We start from the raw sequence: 18,115 nt of genomic DNA, 5'->3' as shown, positions 1-18,115 counted from the left end.
TAAAAACTTACAAAGATGGCTCATAAGAAAGGTGTCGGTAGTTCGAAGAACGGTCGTGAATCAGAATCGAAACGATTAGGAGTAAAGATTTTTGGAGGACAAGCTGCTATCGCAGGTAACATTATTGTTCGTCAAAGAGGAACTCAACACAATCCAGGTGAAAATGTTTACATGGGTAAAGATCATACTTTACATGCTAAAGTTGATGGTGTTGTAAAATTCCAAAAGAAAAGAGATAATAAATCATACGTTTCTGTAACTCCATTCGAGGCTTAAGAAACTAACTGATTAGAATAAGATAAAAAGCTCAACTAAATTTAGTTGAGCTTTTTTGTGTATATAAATAAACGAACAATAAAATTTATATAAAAAAAACACCACTATATAGTGGTGTTTCATAACTTAATATCATTATTGATTAATCCCCCAATTTATCAATATGATTCCCCTTGTGTATTACATTGCAAATATCTTATAAAAGAACCTGTGTTAAAATAAAGGATGTATAAATGGTGTTCTTTTTTGTGTAAATGGTAAAAATTTTATGTTTATCACATGATTTTGGGTTGCTTTTTAGTTAAAATCGTATTAGTTACATTTTATTTTTAAAAGATTATCTGTTACATTTGATATAAATGTACATGAAATGTTAAGAGCAGTTATAGTTGATGATGAGCCAAAAGCAATACAAGGTCTTTCTTGGGAATTATCATCCTTTGGAAGTGATATAGAAATTATAGAAACATTTACGGTTGCAGAGAAAGCAATTAAGTTTATAAATGAGAATAGTATTGATTGTCTTTTTCTAGATATTGAAATGCCTACGATGGATGGTTTTCAATTATTAGAGAAAATTGAGGATAAAGATTTTGCTATAATTATTACAACGGCATATAATGAATATGCAATAAAAGCTTTGAAAAACCAGGCAATAGATTATCTACTTAAACCTATAGATTCTGATGATTTAGAGGAAACGATAGGAAGAGTTAAGCAGCATTATAAGAAGAATAACAATACCGAAAAGGTAGAGAAAATATTATCAAGCTTTAATAAAAAATTCAACAGAAGAAAAATAACTATTAATACAGATGGTAAATTAGTTTTTCTATCTCAAGATGAGATCTTATTTGTAGAGTCAGATGGTAATTATTCAACAATATATACTACAGGAGCTAATAAAAAGATTGTAGTAACAAAAAAACTGAAAGAAATAAACTTACTTCTTCCAGAAGATCATTTTTTTAGAATACATAATTCATATATAATTAACTTGAATAAAATTAAAGAGTTTTTAAAGTCAGACGGTTATGTTGTACTAGAAAATAACCATAAAATTCCTGTTTCTAGACAAAGAAAGTCGGATTTCCTAGAAAAATTTTAAATGAAGAAATTAATCATAATCATCTTTTTATTTTATGTGTCGTTTTCTTGTTTTTCACAAGAACAGAAGAGTAACCTAGATAGTTTAATACAGTTAGCAATTGAAAAAAAGATTGATGATTATTATGACTTATATCGTTTCCTTCAAGGTAAGCGATTTAATAAAGAAGATATAGATTTTCTTTTAAGTGAGAGTCAGCAAAAAGAATACAGGTTAGGAGAGGTTTATGCATATAACTTGTTAGGGAGACATTACAGAAATAACTCTTTTTTTGATAGTTCAATAGAGAGTTATATGAAAGCTCTTGAGTTATCAAGAGAAATCGAAGACGTCAATGCAGAGATTGTTACTCTTAATCAAATAGGAGTAGTATATCGAAGACAAGATAAGATTAGAAATGCTTTGAACTATCATCAAATGGCGCTTGAATTAGCTGATAAAATCGAAATTCCAGATGTTGATACTAAAATAAGCATAAGTATATCAAACAATAGTATTGGTAATATTTACCTGGCTCTTAAGCAATACCAACTAGCTTTAGAAAAGTTTAAAAAAGCCATCTTAATTCAAGAAAAAACAGGAGATAAAAGAGGGTTAGCTATTAACCACCAAAATATGGGGCTTGCGTTTCAAAATATAGGAGACATAGATGCCGCATTAGAGCATTATAACAAATCTTTACAATACAACATAGAGAATAATTCAAGTATAGGAAAAGTTATTTGTCATAATAGTATTAGTAATGTTTTATTGTTACAAGGAAAGTATGAGGAAGCTTATAAGTATATAAGTGAAGTATTAGCTCTTTCAGAGGAAATAGGTAATCAATATTATACATCCGATGTATATGTTACGTTTGGAAACGTACAACTAAAGTTAGATAGTTTAGATAAAGCAAAAATATATTTAGAAAAAGGTTTAGAGGTAGCTAATAAGCATAAAATTCCTTCAGGAATTAATCAATCTAACTTGTATTTATCTGAGTTGTACGAGAAACAAAAGGATTATGAAAAGGCGTATAGTTTTTATAAGAAGGCTATTGAAGGAGAACGTAAAACCTTTAACGATAAAAATATATTATACGTAAACAACCTTATTAATAAATATGATAATGAGGTAAGTAGAAATAAGATAAAAAACTTAGCAAAAGAGAATGAAATAGCAAAACTAAAACTATTAAGAAATAGGAATGTTTTAATTATAGCATTAGTTTCTATAGCGTTATTAGGTGTGTTGTTGTATTCTATGTACAGACAACGTTTGTTAAATAATGACAAGAAAATATTAATGTTAGAACAGGAAGCTTTGAGAATTCAAATGAATCCGCACTTTGTGTTTAATGCATTAAACTCTATTAAACTCTATGTTATAAATAATGAGCAGAAGAATGCCGTATACTACTTAAACAAGTTTTCAAAGTTAATTCGAAATATTTTAGAGTCTTCTACAGTAAAAGAAGTAACGTTAAGTGAAGAGTTAAAAACAATGAACTTATATATGAGTATCGAGAATATTCGATTATCAAATGAAGTTAATTATATAGAAAACATAGACCCAAATGTAAATATAGAAAGGATAAAGGTTCCACCATTAATACTGCAACCCTTTTTAGAAAACTCTATTTGGCATGGGCTTTCATCTAAGAAAGGAAAAAAAGAAGTTTCATTATCGGTTACAAAAATATCAGATGAATTTATACAAATAGATATTACAGATAATGGAATTGGTAGAGATGCTGCTATGAAAATTAGAAAAAACAAGTCACTAAACCGTAAATCAATAGGTATAGACTTAACAAAAGAACGATTACGAAATTTTGCAAATGAGTATGTAAATAACTATTCATTAATTTATACAGATATAATTGATGAAGAAGGAAAGCCAAAAGGAACCAAAGTATCGTTGAAAATACCAATACTTTAAAAATCAAATCGTAACTGTACCCAAACAGGATCTTTTTTCTCTGTATTTAAGTTACTGAAAGAAATACCTAGTAAACGGACAGAGTTGTTAAGAGTATCTTGATACAGTAACTCTTTTACAATAGGATAGAAGTCTTTTTTTAGTTGTAAGTAATGATTGGTGGTCTTACTACGAGTTTGTTGCGTAAAATCGCTGTATTTGATTTTGAGAGTTACCGTTTTACCTTTTGTGTTCGACTTTTTCATTCGACGTTCCAATTCATCAGCTATTTTTTCAAGACGCTCTAGCATAAAAATCTCTGAAGATAAATTTTCTCTAAAAGTTGTTTCAGCAGCAATAGATTTTCTAACGCGATTTGGCTTCACTTCCGAATTATGAATGCCTCGAACAATGTTGTAATAATGCAACCCCGATTTCCCAAACAATTTACTGAGTTCTTCTAATGATTTCTGTTTTAAATCTAACCCAGTAAATATGCCTAAGTTGTGCATTTTAGCAGCAGTGACTTTACCTACTCCATAAAATTTATTTACAGGAAGTTGTTCTAAAAATTCTATAACCTCTTCTGGATTGATAGTTTTTTGTCCGTTAGGCTTGTTAATGTCAGAAGCTACTTTTGCTATAAATTTGTTGATTGATATCCCTGCAGAAGCTCGTAACTCCAATTCCTCCCATATTCGCTGACGAATTTCCTGAGCAATTATGCTTGCAGAAGGATTTCCTTTTTTGTTTTCAGTAACATCTAAATAAGCCTCATCTAATGATAAAGGCTCAACCAAATCAGTGTAATCATAAAATATTTTTCTAATTTTTGAAGAAATTTCTTTGTAGCGATCAAACCTTGGAGGAACAAAAATAATATGCGGACATTTTTGTTTAGCTAAAACACCACTCATAGCAGAACGAACCCCAAACTTTCTAGCTTCATAGCTTGCCGCCGAAACGACACCACGTATTTCACTCCCCCCAACTGCAACAGGTTTTCCTTTTAATTCAGGATTATCCAATTGCTCTACTGATGCATAAAAGGCATCCATATCTACGTGAATAATTTTACGAAAAGGAGGTTGTAATTCCATTCTGTAAAAATAACAAAAGCCCTCGTAAGAGAGCTTTTGTTAGTCTTGATTCTTTTTTCTAACAAGCGAAGCGGTCTTTTCTCTAAAACTATACTTGTTTTACTTCAATTATTTTAACAGGGCATGCCTTTTTAGCTTCATGAGAGGCTTCAAAAATACTGTCGTCGTGAGACTTTATGGTAAAGAAACCCTTTTTCTCAGTTGAATGCAGTAAAACAGATTTTCCGTCTTTTTTAGACATTTGAAATTGAGCGGGAGCTAATTCCACACAATAATTACAACCAATACATTTGTTTCTTTGTAAGGTAATTACAACCATTAGTTTTTAGCAAATTCGGTTTTTACAATTTTATATAATTTGTCTGAAGGACGAATTCTGAAATCTAACTTCATCGTAACTTCATCACCTTTGGTAGCAGTTTGCGCTTCTTTGTCATTTACAAACATACTCTTTAATTCCATTTCTTGAGCACCTGTTGTTGGCCCTGTAATTAAAATGGTATCACCAATTGCTAAATCGTATGCTTCAATCTTAAACTCTCCAACTTCTGCTTTAGGGAAATAGTGCATTCCCTTTCCTAAATACACCTTCTTTTGAGTAGCATGCGAACCAGGTTCTTTACTCCACTCACCTAACTTTTGTCCTAAATAATAGCCATTCCAAAAACCACGATTGTATACTTTCTCCAGTTCTTGCATCCAGCTAATCACCTTCTCTTTATCGTAGGTTCCGTTATATAAACTATCAATAGCATCACGGTAACACTTAATTACTTTAGCTACATATTCTGGTGCACGACCACGACCTTCAATCTTCAATACTTTAATACCAGCATCAGCCACTTGGTCTAAGAAATCAATAGTACATAAATCTTTTGGAGACATGATATACTCATTGTCTAACTCCATTTCAAAACCAGATTCCTGATCGATTACCGTATATTTTTTACGGCAATTTTGTTTGCAAGCTCCCCTGTTTGCCGATGAGTTGTGTGAATGTAAACTCATATAACATTTCCCAGAAACTGCCATACAAAGTGCTCCGTGACCAAAAATTTCAATTTCTAACAAACGACCAGAAGGTCCTTTGATTTCTTCTTTTTCAATTTGCTCTGTAATCTTTTTTACCTGACGTAAACTCAATTCTCTACTCAACACCACAGTATCAGCAAACATTGCATAAAACTTAACTGTTTCGATGTTGGTAATATTAATTTGAGTAGAAATATGAACCTCCATACCTTCAGCTCTAGCCATTGCAATTACAGCTTGATCCATTGCGATTACGGCAGTAATATTAGCTTCTTTAGCTCTTTTGATTAAGGTTTTTACGATAGATAAATCATGGTCGTATACAATAGTATTTAATGTTAAATACGTACGAACATTTTTCTCAGTACATCTACGAGAAATTTCTTCTAAATCATCTAAGGTAAAATTGATAGATGCTCGAGCACGCATATTTAATTGCTCTACACCAAAGTATATAGAATCACATCCATTATCTAAAGCTGCTTGTAACGATTCAAAATTACCAGCAGGAGCCATTAACTCAATCTTTTGCATTACTTTTTAAATTTTAAAGCTTCTGAACGTCCTTTTTTAAATATTTTATTACTTGCGTGTTTTCCTTTACGCAATTCTTTTTGTTCTTCGTAAGGTAAATGAATGATTTCTTGACATTCAGGAGAACATGTATTTTCCATTTTTTCAGCACATTCATCACACTGAATAAATAGTAAGTGACAACCTTCGTTAGCACAGTTAGTATGTGTATCGCAAGGTTTTCCGCATTGGTGGCAATTAGCAATTACATCATCAGAAATCTTTTCAGCTCTTCTATGGTCAAAAACAAAATTTTTTCCTAAAAATTTGTTCTCTAAACCTTCTGATTTTACTTGACGTGTATATTCAATAATTCCTCCTTCTAACTGAAATACATTTTTAAAACCTTTGTGTTTGTAGTAGGCAGATGCTTTTTCACATCGAATACCGCCAGTACAATACATTAATAAGTTTTTGTCTTCTTTATGGTCTTTTAAATCTTCTTCAATAATATCTAAAGAATCTCTAAACGTATCTACATCTGGAGTTACAGCGCCATCAAAATGTCCAATTTCACTTTCGTAATGATTACGCATATCTACACAAACAGTATTAGGGTTTGCTAGCATTTCATTGAACTCTTTTGCATTTAGGTGCACTCCTTTATCAGTAACATCAAAAGTATCGTCATTTAATCCGTCAGCAACAATCTTGTTACGAACTTTTACTTTTAGTTTTAAAAAGGATTTGTTGTCGTGTTCAATGGCCACGTTTAAACGAATTCCTTTTAAAAAGGAAATACTGTCTAATTGATCTTTTAAAGCTAAAAAGTTTTCAGATGGTACAGATATTTGAGCATTAATTCCTTCGTAAGAAACATATGTTCTTCCTAAAACATCTAGTTCATTCCACTCAAGGAATAATTTATTTCTAAATAAAGTTGGGTTTTCTATCTTGTGGTATTGATAGAATGAGATGGTAATACGGTCTTTACCCGCATCGTCTATTAATTTAGCGCGTTCTTCAGCGCTTAACTTGTTGTACAGTTGCATGCTATACTTTTTTAAGTTAAACAAATATGTTATGATTTTAATAAAAAATCGGTGCAAATGTACTGATTTTTTGAGTTTTACTGTTTAAAACAATACTTTTTAATCAAAAGTGATATAATTTTAAACTTTAACGTATTTTTTCGTATAATTAAGATACAACCAATTTGTTTTTTTTAAACCTTTGTAGCATACAAACAATTAATTTTATACTCAAATAGTAAAAAGATGAGAGTAGCAGTAGTAGGCGCTACCGGAATGGTAGGTAATGTAATGTTACAAGTTTTAGCAGAACGTAATTTTCCAGTAACAGAGTTAATTCCTGTTGCTTCAGAGCGTTCGGTAGGAAAACAAATAGAATTTAAAGGCACAAATTATACAGTGGTTGGTTTAGAAACCGCAGTGGAGATGCAACCTGATATCGCGTTGTTTTCTGCTGGAGGTTCTACTTCAATAGAGTGGGCTCCTAAGTTTGCTGCAGTTGGTACAACGGTAATTGATAATTCTTCAGCGTGGAGAATGGATCCAACCAAAAAACTAGTAGTTCCTGAAATCAATGGAGATGTATTAACAAGCGAAGATAAAATTATTGCAAATCCTAACTGTTCAACTATTCAGTTAGTAATGGCTTTGGCACCATTACATAAAGAATATAACATGAAACGTGTTGTGATTTCAACTTATCAGTCAGTTTCAGGAACAGGTGTAAAAGCTGTTCAGCAATTAGATAATGAAGAAGCTGGAGTTGAAGGAGAAATGGCGTACCCACATCCAATTGGAAGAAATGCATTACCTCATTGCGATGTATTCTTAGAAAATGGATATACGAAAGAAGAAATGAAGCTTGTAAAAGAACCTAAAAAGATTTTACGAGACGATTCTTTTGCAGTTACAGCTACAGCAGTTAGAATACCAACCGCTGGAGGGCATTCTGAGGCTGTAAATGTTCAGTTTGAAAATGATTTTGAATTAGACAAAGTACGTGAGTTACTTACACAAACTGATGGGGTGGTTGTACAAGATGATGTACAAAACAATGTATACCCTATGCCTATTTTAGCAAATAATAAAGATGAGGTTTTCGTGGGTAGAATTAGAAGAGATGAATCTCAACCAAATACTTTAAATATGTGGATTGTTGCAGATAACCTTCGTAAAGGAGCTGCAACGAATACAGTTCAAATAGCAGAATATTTAGTAGCTAACAATTTGGTTAAACCATCGGTTACTGCATAAAATAATTTATAATAATACTTTTAAAATCCTGTGCTTATAAGTGCAGGATTTTTATTTTTGGATAATGAACAAAGAACAAATAATACAAAACACCATTGAGTTTGTAAAAGAAACTTTACAAGGAGCAGAAGGAGGACATGATTTTTTTCATATTGAACGAGTTTATAAAAATGCTTTGTTGATTGCTAAAGATGAAAATGTTGATGAGTTTGTGGTTTCTTTAGGAGCATTGTTACATGATATAGCTGATAGTAAATTTCATAATGGAGATGAAACAGTTGGCCCGAAAAAAGCTAGAGAGTTCCTTCTTAATCAACAGGTGTCCGAAGAAATAATTACTCACATAGAAAAGATAATTACAAATATTTCTTTTAAAGGAGGGAATTTTGAGCAAAATTTTACATCCCCTGAACTAAATGTTGTTCAAGATGCTGACCGATTAGATGCCATTGGAGCTATAGGTATTGCTCGTTGTTTTAATTACGGTGGATTCAAAAATAGAGAACTTTATAATCCAGAGATCGTTCCAAATTTAAAGATGACTAAAGAAGAATATAAAAAGTCTACAGCACCTACGATTAACCATTTTTATGAAAAACTTTTGCTTTTAAAAGATAAGATGAATACTACTACAGGAAAATCAATAGCAGAGCATAGGCATTCTTATATGGAAGGTTTTTTAAATCAATTCTATAATGAATGGAATGGAAAGGTATAGTTGTTATTGTGTTAATAATGCAAAATTAATGTTTGTTTTATAAAAATTCATCGCTAAAATTTGGATATTATTGAATTTAGTATATATTTGCTTCAGTTAATAACCCCCATTTTATTAATGTAATCCCCTTATTGTAAAAATAGCATCTAAATATTATTTAGATGCTATTTTTTTATATAGAATATTCTGTTGAAAAGATATTACTTTCCTGGAAAATCAGGTTTACGTTTCTCTAAAAAAGCAGTAGTTCCTTCTTTAAAATCTTCGGTACCAAAGCAGTTTCCAAACCCTGTAATTTCGCTTTCAAAACCATTTACACCATCTTTAAAATTATCGTTTACGGCTTTAATTGCTGCGCTGATAGCTACTGAGGAGTTACGCATAATTTTTGAAGCTATTTTTTCAGCTAAAGGTAAAAGCTCTTCTTGTGAAGTTACATGATTTACCAATCCAGCTTCTTTAGCTTCCTCAGCAGAAATCATACCTGCTGTCATTATTAATTCCATTGCCTTTCCCTTACCAACTAATTGAGGTAAGCGTTGTGTACCACCATAACCAGGGATAACTCCTAAAGAAACTTCAGGTAAGCCCATTTTGGCATTGTCTGAAGCTACCCTAAAATGACAAGCCATTGCTAACTCTAATCCACCTCCTAAAGCAAAGCCATTAACAGCAGCTATAACTGGAGTAGATAGGTTCTCAACAAAATCAAATAAAATTTCCTGTCCTTTTTTAGCTAACATTCCTCCTTCTTCAACAGAGAAATGTGCAAACTCAGAAATGTCTGCCCCTGCAACAAATGCTTTTTCTCCACTTCCTGTGATAATAATTACTTTAACAGCACTGTCTTCATCCAAAGCATTGAAAGCATTGTGAAGTTCTTGGATCGTAGCTTTGTTTAAAGCGTTTAATTTTTTTGGTCGGTTAATTGTAATAGTTGCCAATTCGTTGGCTTGTTCAACTAAAATATTTTCAAAATTCATACTATGTTTATGTTTTAGGTAATATTACAGTAAAAACAGTTCCAACTCCTTTAGTTGAAGTAAAGGAGATAGTACCGTCATATGCTTCAATTATATTTTTTATTATAGAAAGCCCTAAGCCCATTCCGCTTGTTTTAGTAGTAAACTTAGGCTCGAAAATTAGTTCTTTATTTTCTTCACTAATACCTTTTCCGTTATCAGAAACTGTGATTTTAACACTATTCCCTTCAGAAGCAACTTTAACTTCAATTTTAGGGTTTTTATCGGTGTCTTTTATTGCCTGAATTGAGTTTTTAACTAGGTTGGTGACAATTCGTATTAATTGAGTTTTGTCTAAACTAGCGTATAACTCTTTTTCCTGAGGAAAATAGTGTATATAGTCTTCAGTAAAAATATCTAAAGAATGTTTAACAATATCAACTACATTTAATTTTTCTCTACGTTGTGTAGGCATTTTAGCAAAATCAGAAAAAGCTGAAGCAATAGAACTCATTACATCGATTTGCTGAATAAGCGTTTCGCTGTATTCAGACATTTTTTCTTTAATGTTTGGGTCTTCTGGGTTGAATTTCCTTTCAAAACTTTGTACTGATAAGCGCATTGGTGTTAACGGATTTTTAATCTCGTGAGCTACCTGTTTAGCCATTTCTCTCCAAGCCTGTTCACGTTCACTTTGAGCTAGTTTTACAGCACTTTCTTCTAATTGATCAATCATGTTGTTATAAGCGGCAACAAGAGAGTTGATTTCTGAACTAGCAGAGTTTAAGGTAATCTTTTCGTTACGCTTATTTAAACGAGTTTCATTTATTTTTTGCGAGATGGTTTGAATTGATCGGGTAATATAGGTTGATAAGAAGTAAGCTAAAATAATGGCAATTATAAGCATTAGTAGATAAACTAATGATAAGCGAGAAATAAACTCTCGTAGTTCTTGCTTTTGCTCTTCATTATCTTGTGCTATTTGTAGCTCTAAAATTCCAATCCTTTTAAAACGTGGGTCGTTTAAGTAGGTGTATGAAGACTGGTAAGTGATACCTTTTTCGGATCTACTTTTAAAAATTTTGTGATTTGAATTGTTAGCTAAATCTCTAACAGTTTCGTTAGCTAAGTCTTGACCTTCTTTTTTGTCAAAGTTATATGGAATAGAAGATTTTAACAGTTTTCCATCCATGTCATACATAGAGATAGTAAGTTTATGAACATAAGCGATGTCATAAATTCTATCTTGAAAAATTTTAGATAAATTCTCAGTAGTTACTGGGTAAGTGGTTCTACGTTTAAGTTCTATTTCAATATCTTGCTTTGTAGAGAACTCTTTACGCTCAAAACGTGCAGTATTATAATCTTTTGTTTGCTCGTCGTATTGATATATAGTAACCATTACAATTAAAATTGATGCCAATAGCACCAAAAGTATCATTGACAAGAAAATTCTAATTCGTAGTGATATGTTGTTGAAAATACGCAATTTTATAATTCTATTTTTTTAGTTTTCATAAGCAAAGTGTCATCATTTTCCCCATCATTATCCCAATCATAGGTAGACCTAGCATTAAACCCGTCGTTTGTTTGTGTAATTTTATACCAAGCTTGTACTTGTTTCCCTAAATAAGGGTAATCAACAAACAGACTATCGCCACTTGTTTCCCACTTTCCATCTGTTTCACCAACTTTTTTTCCGTCAGCTTGTACAAACCATGCAGAAAAAGTGCCATCGTTGTTATAGGTAGACTGGGCTTTTCCTGAATTAGGTTTACTAAAATCATCTTCAAAAACAGAAGTACTATCGGTTTCGTTAGCAGTTAAATATTCAATTTTTAAATATGTAGTTTCCCAGCTTCCAACCAAATACTCTTGTAATAACGGTTCTTTTTTTGCTTGTTTACAAGCAACAAAAAGTATTCCGAAAGTAAGTGCGGTAATTATATGCTTTGTTTTCATAATTAAGATTGAATTTTTTCTTCTTTAGTATGAAGAAGGCGCGTTAGTTTAATAGATAAATCTAACAAAATAATTTTAGCATTTCCGTTTCTTTCAATATGATATTGAGCATCGCTTACTTCTTTTTCGATAATTAGAATATTAGCACTATGAATAAACGGAGCAAATTTAGCAAGGTCAAAGTTTGCAGATTTTGTTTCTAAAAACACTAAATCTGGAGTTCCATAGTTGAGAAGTAAAGCCTGTCTGAAAAATTGTAAACAATATTGTAAAAACTGTTTTTGAGTTTCTCTACCAGATTTAGCAATTTCTTCTGACCATCCTATTAAATCTTGAATAACGGCAGCATTTCCTTTAGCTCTAAAGGCAGCTCTAATCCATGTAATAAACCATTGTTCAAAAACTAAGTCGTTTGAATTATTGTTTAAAACATGTAGTGCTTTGTTGTAGTTTCCTTCAGATTGATGAGCAATTTTTACTGCTTCATTTTCTGATACACCTTCTTGTTGAATTAGATTATTAGCTATATCACTTTCACTTAATGCAGGAAAATGTAAAGCCTGACATCTAGATTTTATAGTGTTTATAATCTGTTCTTCATCTTCAGTAATAAGAATGAAAATAGTTTTGTTTGGCGGTTCTTCAATTAGTTTTAATAATTTGTTAGAGGCAGCAACATTCATTTTTTCAGCCATCCAAATAATCATTACTTTAAAACCACCTTCATACGATTTTAATTGTAGCTTTTTTACAATGTCTTCTGCTTCATCAACACCAATTTGACCTTGTTTATTTTCAACACCAATATGTTGTAGCCAATTAAACAAACTTCCATAAGGTTGCTCTTCAATAAAAGAACGCCAATCCTCTAAAAACAAATTACTAACTGGGTGCTTTTTTACCGAGTCATTTGTGGTTACTGGAAAAGCAAAATGTAAATCAGGGTGTTGTAGTTTGCTACATTTTATATTACAAGCTTCTGGATTATCAGAAAAATTACATAATAGGAATTGAGCATAGGCAATAGCCATAGGTAAAGTACCACTTCCCTCTTTACCAACAAAGAGTTGTGCATGCGGAATTCTATTGTTTTCAGCTGATTGCTGTAGGTGTTTTTTGATGTGTTCTTGCCCAATAATATCGTCGAAAGTCATACCACAAATATAAGACATCATACAAAGAGAACAACCTATTGTAAATAAATGATATATTGTGTTGATATACTGTTTAGAATGATTCTATTTTAGTATATTTGCAAGCTAAAAATATATCTTTTGAGTACTATCGCATCGTTACATTTAGGGGAAAAAGGAATTATATCTGAAGAGTGCTTAGATAAGATTCCGCTGAAGTTATTAGAAATGGGGTGTTTACCAGGAAGTGAAGTAGAGTTACTCCAAATTGCTCCACTAAAAGATCCTATGTATATATGCGTAAATGGAAGTCATTTAGCGATTCGAAAAGAAACAGCTAGTCAAATTTCAATTGTAAAACTATAGCTGATGAGTAATCGTATTAATGTAGCTTTAATTGGAAATCCTAATACAGGTAAAACATCGTTATTTAATCAGTTAACAGGTTTAAACCAAAAAGTAGGAAATTATCCTGGGGTTACGGTTGATAAAAAACAAGGAATTTGTAAGTTGCCTAGAGGTAAAAGTGCAATAATTACTGATTTACCAGGTACATACAGTATCAATCCAACTTCTTTAGACGAAAGCATTGTTTTAAAAGCTTTGATGACTACACATCAGGAAGAAAAGCCAGATGTAATTGTTGTAGTTGCAGATATTGAAAACCTAAAAAGAAACTTATTACTGTTTTCACAAATTCAGGATTTAGAAGTTCCTACGGTTTTAGCTTTAAACATGGCAGACCAATTAAAACGAAAAGGAATTTCTATAGATATACCAGCTTTAGAAAAAGAGTTACATACTAAAGTAGTGTTAATGTCAGCAAGAACAAATGAAGGTGTTGACGACTTAAAAGAGGTAGTAGCGAATTATGAATCGTTAAAAGTACATTCAAATTTTAACGAACTATCTAAAAAAATTGATGTGACTTACTTTGACCGATTGGCTACAGTAAGTAAAGAGTTTACATCGTATGAGTTGTGGATGATGTTAACTAAAAACCACACTCCATTACTTTCTTCTTCAGAAAAAGACGCAATAAAAGAGTTTGAAAGTGAAATTACAAAGCAGAAAAAATATCAGCATAAAGAAACGATATATAGATATCAGCAAATAAATGCTGTTTTAAATAAAACTTATAAGATAGACGCTTCTAAAGCAACAGATGTTCGCAGTAGATTAGATAGAGTTTTTACTCATAAAATATTTGGGTATGTTATTTTCTTCGGATTGTTATTGCTAATATTTCAATCTATTTTTGATTGGGCGTCTACACCTATGGATCTTATAGATGGGTTATTTGCTAATATGGCAGAGTTTACAAAAGCACAATTACCAGCAGGAATGTTTACTGATTTATTAACAGATGGAATTATTCCTGGTGTTGGTGGAGTTGTAATTTTTATTCCTCAAATAGCTATTTTGTTTCTTTTTATATCCATTCTTGAAGAAACAGGATATATGAGCCGCGTGGTGTTTTTAATGGATAAAATTATGAGTCGCTTTGGAATGAGTGGTAAAAGTGTTATTCCTTTAATCTCAGGTACAGCATGCGCTATTCCAGCAATTATGGCAACTAGAACTATTGGTAGTTGGAAAGAACGATTAATTACCATTTTGGTAACACCATTTACAACCTGTTCTGCAAGATTACCTGTGTATGCTATTTTAATAGCTTTAATTATTCCTGATACTAAGTTGTTTGGTTTTTTAAGTTTACAAGGTTTTACCCTGTTGGCTTTATACATTTTAGGATTTGCGGCTGCAATCATCGCAGCATATGTGTTACACAAGACATTGAAGATAAAAAACAACTCGTTTTTTGTAGTTGAGATGCCTAACTACAAGATACCATCGGTTAAAAATGTGTTTTATGATGTGTTAGATAAAACAAAAGCATTTGTTTTTGGAGCAGGAAAAATCATTTTAGCAATTTCAATAGTATTATGGTTTTTAGCATCCCATGGACCATCATCGTTTGAAAAAGCAGAGAAAAGTGTAGTTGAAAATGTAGCAAATCAACAATTATCAGAAGAAGAGCTAGCTAAAAAAGTCGCTTCTGCTAAACTAGCAAACTCATATATAGGAATAGCAGGAAAAACAATAGAACCAGTTGTTAAACCATTAGGTTATGACTGGAAAATTGGTATTGGGTTAATTAGTTCTTTTGCTGCTAGAGAGGTGTTTATTGGTACGTTAGCAACTATTTATAGTGTAGAAGACGATGGAGAAGATACGACTACTATCAAACAAAAAATGGCATCAGAGATAAACCCTGACACAGGAGAGAAGAGGTTTAATTTTGCTACAGGAATTTCTTTATTGTTGTTTTATGCGTTTGCAATGCAATGTATGGCAACGTTAGCAATTGTAAAAAGAGAAACTAAAAGTTGGAAGTGGCCAACGGTTCAATTAGTAAGTATGGGGGCTTTGGCATATTTATCAGCATTTATAGCCTATCAAATTTTAAGTTAATGCAAGAAGTTTTAACATATGTGGTTGTTTGTGGAGCAGTTGTTTTTTTAGTTAAAAAGTTCTTTTTTAAACCTAAAAAAAATAGTGGTTGCGATACAAACTGTAACTGCTCGTAAGAGAGAAAATATATTTCACTAAACTGTTTTTTATAAAAAAATGTATGTTTGTGGTATTATACTTGTGGGCAATACATAAATTATAAATAGTAAAAATTTCAAATGAAAAAAATATTATTAGCAGCTGTGGCTTTTGTTAGCTCTTTTACCTATGCACAGCAAGAAGTAAAAGTAGATTTACTAGATGCATTAGCTTTTAAAACGTTAGAAGTATCGTATGAATATTATACTACCGATCGTTCCTCAATTGGTATTTCAGCGTTATTTAACTTTGAAAAAAGATCAGCAGATTTTAGATACAACGAAGAACGAATGTTCACACCTTTTTTCCGCCATTATTTTACGAACAATAGCAATTGGAACTATTTTGGTGAAGTTTTTATGGGGATTAATACTGGAGAAAGAGAAATTGAGCTTGATGGTTCGCCTAATACTTTTAAGGAATATACTGATGGGGCTTTAGGGTTAGCTTTTGGCTCAAAATATGTGTCTTCAGGAGGTTTTGTACTTGATGTTTACGGAGGTTTAGGAAGAAACCTATTTACTTCTGAGGCTCGTTCAATTGTACCTAGAGTAGGAATAAATTTAGGATATCGTTTTTAACAATACTCAACCCGAATAAAAATATAAAGCTCGCGATTGCGAGCTTTTTTAGTTTATATATAAAATATCGTTTATTAAGTAACTTATTCAGTTAGAATTTGCTTTTTCCTTTTAAGCAAATTAGCAAATATAAAACTCAATATGGCAGGTAATACCCATCCTAAATTATGATTAGCAAAAGGAATAGTGTTTTTTATTTCAGTTAAATAACTTGGATTAATAACATAACCTAGAAAATCAGGAATACTAAATAAGAAAGTCACCCCTACTACAATTTTAAAAACTAAAGTTGAGGTGTATTTTTCTGGAAGTACATTCAGTACAATTAATATAATAGTAATAGGGTAAATAAACATTAAAGCTGGTAGCGCAATGTAGATGATGTATTTTACATCAAATTGACCAACAGCAATCCCTAATATGCACCCGATAATAGCAGTAACTGTAAAAACGTTTTGAGAGTTATTGTTAATACCTTTAAAATAATCGGCAGTACCAGTAATAACTCCAACAGCAGTTGTAAAGCAAGCTAAAGCAACTAAAACACTTAGAAAAACACTTCCAATATTTCCTAAAGTTTGGTTACTCAAAGAGGTTAAAATTTCTGTCCTGTTAGCATTTTCAGAAAAAGTAGAACTAAATAATACACCATTGTAAATAAGACCTGCATAGATAATTAACAATCCTAAACCAGCGATAAAACCAGCTTTGGTAATTAGCTCTTTTTTCTCTTCAAAAGTTGTATTTGTATTAAAATTCATTGAAACAACTAAAACACCACCAACAACTATGGAAGCAATGGCATCAAAAGTTTGATACCCTTCTAGTAAACCATCAACAAAAGGAGCTTTAAGTGTAGTTGGAGTTATTATATCTGGAGCTGTAAAAATTCCAACAAAAATTATAGCCAATAAAATGAAAATAATAAGTGGTGTTAAAAATTTGCCTAGTAGGCTTAGTACTTTTGATCGGTTCAAGGTAAAAAGAAAAACAAGTCCGAAATAAATTGTACTTGTAACTAAAGAACTACTATTATTAAAGTAAGGAGCAATGGCCATTTCATGAGTAACCGATGCAGTTCTAGGGGCAGGCAAAGCAATACAAATGGTGTATACAACAAAGCAATATATAAGACTAAAAGTTGGAGATACTTTTTTACCAAAATCGTACATAGTACCTTGTATTTTAGCATGAGCTAAAATACCTATCATAGGAATAAAAACAGCAGTAATAAAAAAGCCAATAGTTACCCAAAACCATAAGTTGCCAGCACTCTTTCCTAAAAAAGGAGGCAAAATTAAATTACCAGCTCCGAAAAACATAGAAAATAAAGCAAAGCCTGTAATTAAAGTTTCTTTTGAGAATTTCATTTGTTTTGTTTTTTGAATAACAAATAAACAAAATTGAAAAGGATATAAAGTATTCCAATAGCAATAAAAACAAACTTAGGTATAGCAAAAAAATAAGCAACAGAGCTCCATTGCTGTTTCGTGCTTCCCATTAGTAATTTAATTAACCCAATGTTTTCGATAGCATCACAAAAACCAGCAAAAAATAAAGAAAATATAAGGATTACTCCAAAGCTGTATAAAGAAGAGTCTTTCCAAAGTTTCTTATTAAACTTATGAATAAAAACAGCTATTAATAAAGAATAAGAAATTAAAAAAAGATAATCAAGCCCTAAGCTAATGCCGCAAGCTATTTTAGAAGTTTCGTTCCAAGAATTAATATATTTCTCAGATACTGCGATGTCTTTTGCTAATTCAAAGCTTATAATACCATTTTTACATACTTCATTTTTTAGAAAACTATCCAAATAAAGCATACAAAGTATAAGAATTAATGTAGAAACTATAAGAAAAATAGTGAGGTTTTGCTCTTGTTTTTTAGAAAGATTTTGAAAAGGAGAAATCAACATTTTTAGCAATTA

At 31.5% G+C, this 18,115-nt stretch carries 18 protein-coding genes; 8 read left to right on the top strand and 10 right to left on the bottom strand.

Annotated elements, in window-relative coordinates; genetic code table 11:
* The first annotated feature begins 15 nt into the window (after nt 1-15).
* The 3 genes from rpmA (at nt 16) to C8N27_RS04235 (ending at nt 3,307) form a co-directional block, all read left to right on the top strand.
* The gene (gene rpmA / locus C8N27_RS04245) at nt 16-276 is read left to right on the top strand and encodes a 50S ribosomal protein L27 (RefSeq protein WP_028891690.1); all 261 of its coding nucleotides are present in this window, start codon (nt 16-18) and stop codon (nt 274-276) included.
* 370 nt (nt 277-646) lie between these two features.
* Nucleotides 647-1,384 carry a LytR/AlgR family response regulator transcription factor gene (locus tag C8N27_RS04240; RefSeq protein WP_121146407.1) on the top strand — a complete coding sequence of 246 codons (738 nt, stop codon included), beginning with the start codon at nt 647-649 and terminating at the stop codon, nt 1,382-1,384.
* Nucleotides 1,385-3,307: a tetratricopeptide repeat protein gene (locus C8N27_RS04235; protein WP_121146406.1), complete on the top strand. Its 1,923-nt coding sequence runs from the start codon at nt 1,385-1,387 to the stop codon at nt 3,305-3,307.
* Here the strand turns inward: C8N27_RS04235 and dinB are convergent.
* The 4 genes from dinB to trhO all read right to left on the bottom strand — a co-directional run bounded on the left by dinB (nt 3,304) and on the right by trhO (nt 6,983).
* Nucleotides 3,304-4,386: a DNA polymerase IV gene (dinB, locus tag C8N27_RS04230; protein WP_121146405.1), complete on the bottom strand. Its 1,083-nt coding sequence runs from the start codon at nt 4,384-4,386 to the stop codon at nt 3,304-3,306. The genes C8N27_RS04235 and dinB overlap by 4 nt on opposite strands.
* An 88-nt stretch (nt 4,387-4,474) precedes the next feature.
* Nucleotides 4,475-4,705, bottom strand: coding sequence for a ferredoxin (locus tag C8N27_RS04225; protein WP_047787972.1), 231 nt, complete (start codon nt 4,703-4,705; stop codon nt 4,475-4,477).
* Nucleotides 4,705-5,952, bottom strand: a complete 1,248-nt coding sequence (locus C8N27_RS04220) for a peptidase U32 family protein (RefSeq protein WP_099214850.1) — start codon at nt 5,950-5,952, stop codon at nt 4,705-4,707. Before C8N27_RS04220 ends, C8N27_RS04225 begins: the two co-directional genes overlap by 1 nt.
* Nucleotides 5,952-6,983 carry an oxygen-dependent tRNA uridine(34) hydroxylase TrhO gene (gene trhO / locus C8N27_RS04215; protein WP_099214849.1) on the bottom strand — a complete coding sequence of 344 codons (1,032 nt, stop codon included), beginning with the start codon at nt 6,981-6,983 and terminating at the stop codon, nt 5,952-5,954. Before trhO ends, C8N27_RS04220 begins: the two co-directional genes overlap by 1 nt.
* A gap of 225 nt (nt 6,984-7,208) precedes the next feature.
* Here trhO and C8N27_RS04210 point away from each other — a divergent pair, with 225 nt between their 5' ends.
* The gene (locus C8N27_RS04210) at nt 7,209-8,216 is read left to right on the top strand and encodes an aspartate-semialdehyde dehydrogenase (RefSeq protein ID WP_099214848.1); all 1,008 of its coding nucleotides are present in this window, start codon (nt 7,209-7,211) and stop codon (nt 8,214-8,216) included.
* 64 nt (nt 8,217-8,280) lie between these two features.
* Nucleotides 8,281-8,934, top strand: a complete 654-nt coding sequence (locus C8N27_RS04205) for an HD domain-containing protein (RefSeq protein ID WP_121146404.1) — start codon at nt 8,281-8,283, stop codon at nt 8,932-8,934.
* Nucleotides 8,935-9,134: 200 nt separating this feature from the next.
* Here the strand turns inward: C8N27_RS04205 and C8N27_RS04200 are convergent, their stop codons facing one another.
* The 4 genes from C8N27_RS04200 to C8N27_RS04185 are packed head-to-tail and all read right to left on the bottom strand — an operon-like array spanning nt 9,135 to nt 13,012.
* On the bottom strand, nt 9,135-9,917 hold the full coding sequence (locus C8N27_RS04200; protein WP_121146403.1) for an enoyl-CoA hydratase/isomerase family protein: 783 nt from the start codon (nt 9,915-9,917) through the stop codon (nt 9,135-9,137).
* A gap of 7 nt (nt 9,918-9,924) precedes the next feature.
* Nucleotides 9,925-11,337, bottom strand: a complete 1,413-nt coding sequence (locus C8N27_RS04195; protein ID WP_099214845.1) for a sensor histidine kinase — start codon at nt 11,335-11,337, stop codon at nt 9,925-9,927.
* Nucleotides 11,338-11,387: 50 nt separating this feature from the next.
* Nucleotides 11,388-11,858, bottom strand: a complete 471-nt coding sequence (locus C8N27_RS04190; RefSeq protein ID WP_121146402.1) for a hypothetical protein — start codon at nt 11,856-11,858, stop codon at nt 11,388-11,390.
* Nucleotides 11,859-11,860: 2 nt separating this feature from the next.
* A complete protein-coding gene (locus C8N27_RS04185) occupies nt 11,861-13,012 on the bottom strand; it encodes a DNA polymerase III subunit (RefSeq protein WP_121146401.1) in 1,152 nt (383 codons plus the stop codon).
* Between the two features lie 120 nt (nt 13,013-13,132).
* Here C8N27_RS04185 and C8N27_RS04180 point away from each other — a divergent pair, with 120 nt between their 5' ends.
* The 3 genes from C8N27_RS04180 (at nt 13,133) to C8N27_RS04165 (ending at nt 16,185) form a co-directional block, all read left to right on the top strand.
* Complete coding sequence (locus C8N27_RS04180) at nt 13,133-13,357, top strand: FeoA family protein (protein WP_099214842.1); 225 nt, start codon at nt 13,133-13,135, stop codon at nt 13,355-13,357.
* A 3-nt stretch (nt 13,358-13,360) separates the two neighbouring features.
* Nucleotides 13,361-15,466 carry a ferrous iron transport protein B gene (gene feoB, locus C8N27_RS04175; protein WP_121146400.1) on the top strand — a complete coding sequence of 702 codons (2,106 nt, stop codon included), beginning with the start codon at nt 13,361-13,363 and terminating at the stop codon, nt 15,464-15,466.
* A 218-nt stretch (nt 15,467-15,684) separates the two neighbouring features.
* Complete coding sequence (locus C8N27_RS04165) at nt 15,685-16,185, top strand: DUF3575 domain-containing protein (RefSeq protein WP_099214839.1); 501 nt, start codon at nt 15,685-15,687, stop codon at nt 16,183-16,185.
* Nucleotides 16,186-16,268: 83 nt separating this feature from the next.
* On the opposite strand, the gene brnQ is transcribed toward C8N27_RS04165, so the two are convergent.
* On the bottom strand, nt 16,269-17,555 hold the full coding sequence (brnQ, locus tag C8N27_RS04160) for a branched-chain amino acid transport system II carrier protein (RefSeq protein WP_121146399.1): 1,287 nt from the start codon (nt 17,553-17,555) through the stop codon (nt 16,269-16,271).
* Nucleotides 17,552-18,001: a hypothetical protein gene (locus tag C8N27_RS04155; RefSeq protein ID WP_124587754.1), complete on the bottom strand. Its 450-nt coding sequence runs from the start codon at nt 17,999-18,001 to the stop codon at nt 17,552-17,554. The genes brnQ and C8N27_RS04155 overlap by 4 nt, the downstream gene beginning before the upstream one ends.
* Nucleotides 18,002-18,115 lie beyond the last annotated feature (114 nt).

It is taken from the genome of Tenacibaculum discolor, assembly GCF_003664185.1.
Lineage (GTDB): Bacteria > Bacteroidota > Bacteroidia > Flavobacteriales > Flavobacteriaceae > Polaribacter > Polaribacter discolor.
The sequence above is the reverse complement of the archived record's forward strand: the minus strand, read 5'-3'. Positions and strand labels throughout refer to the sequence as shown.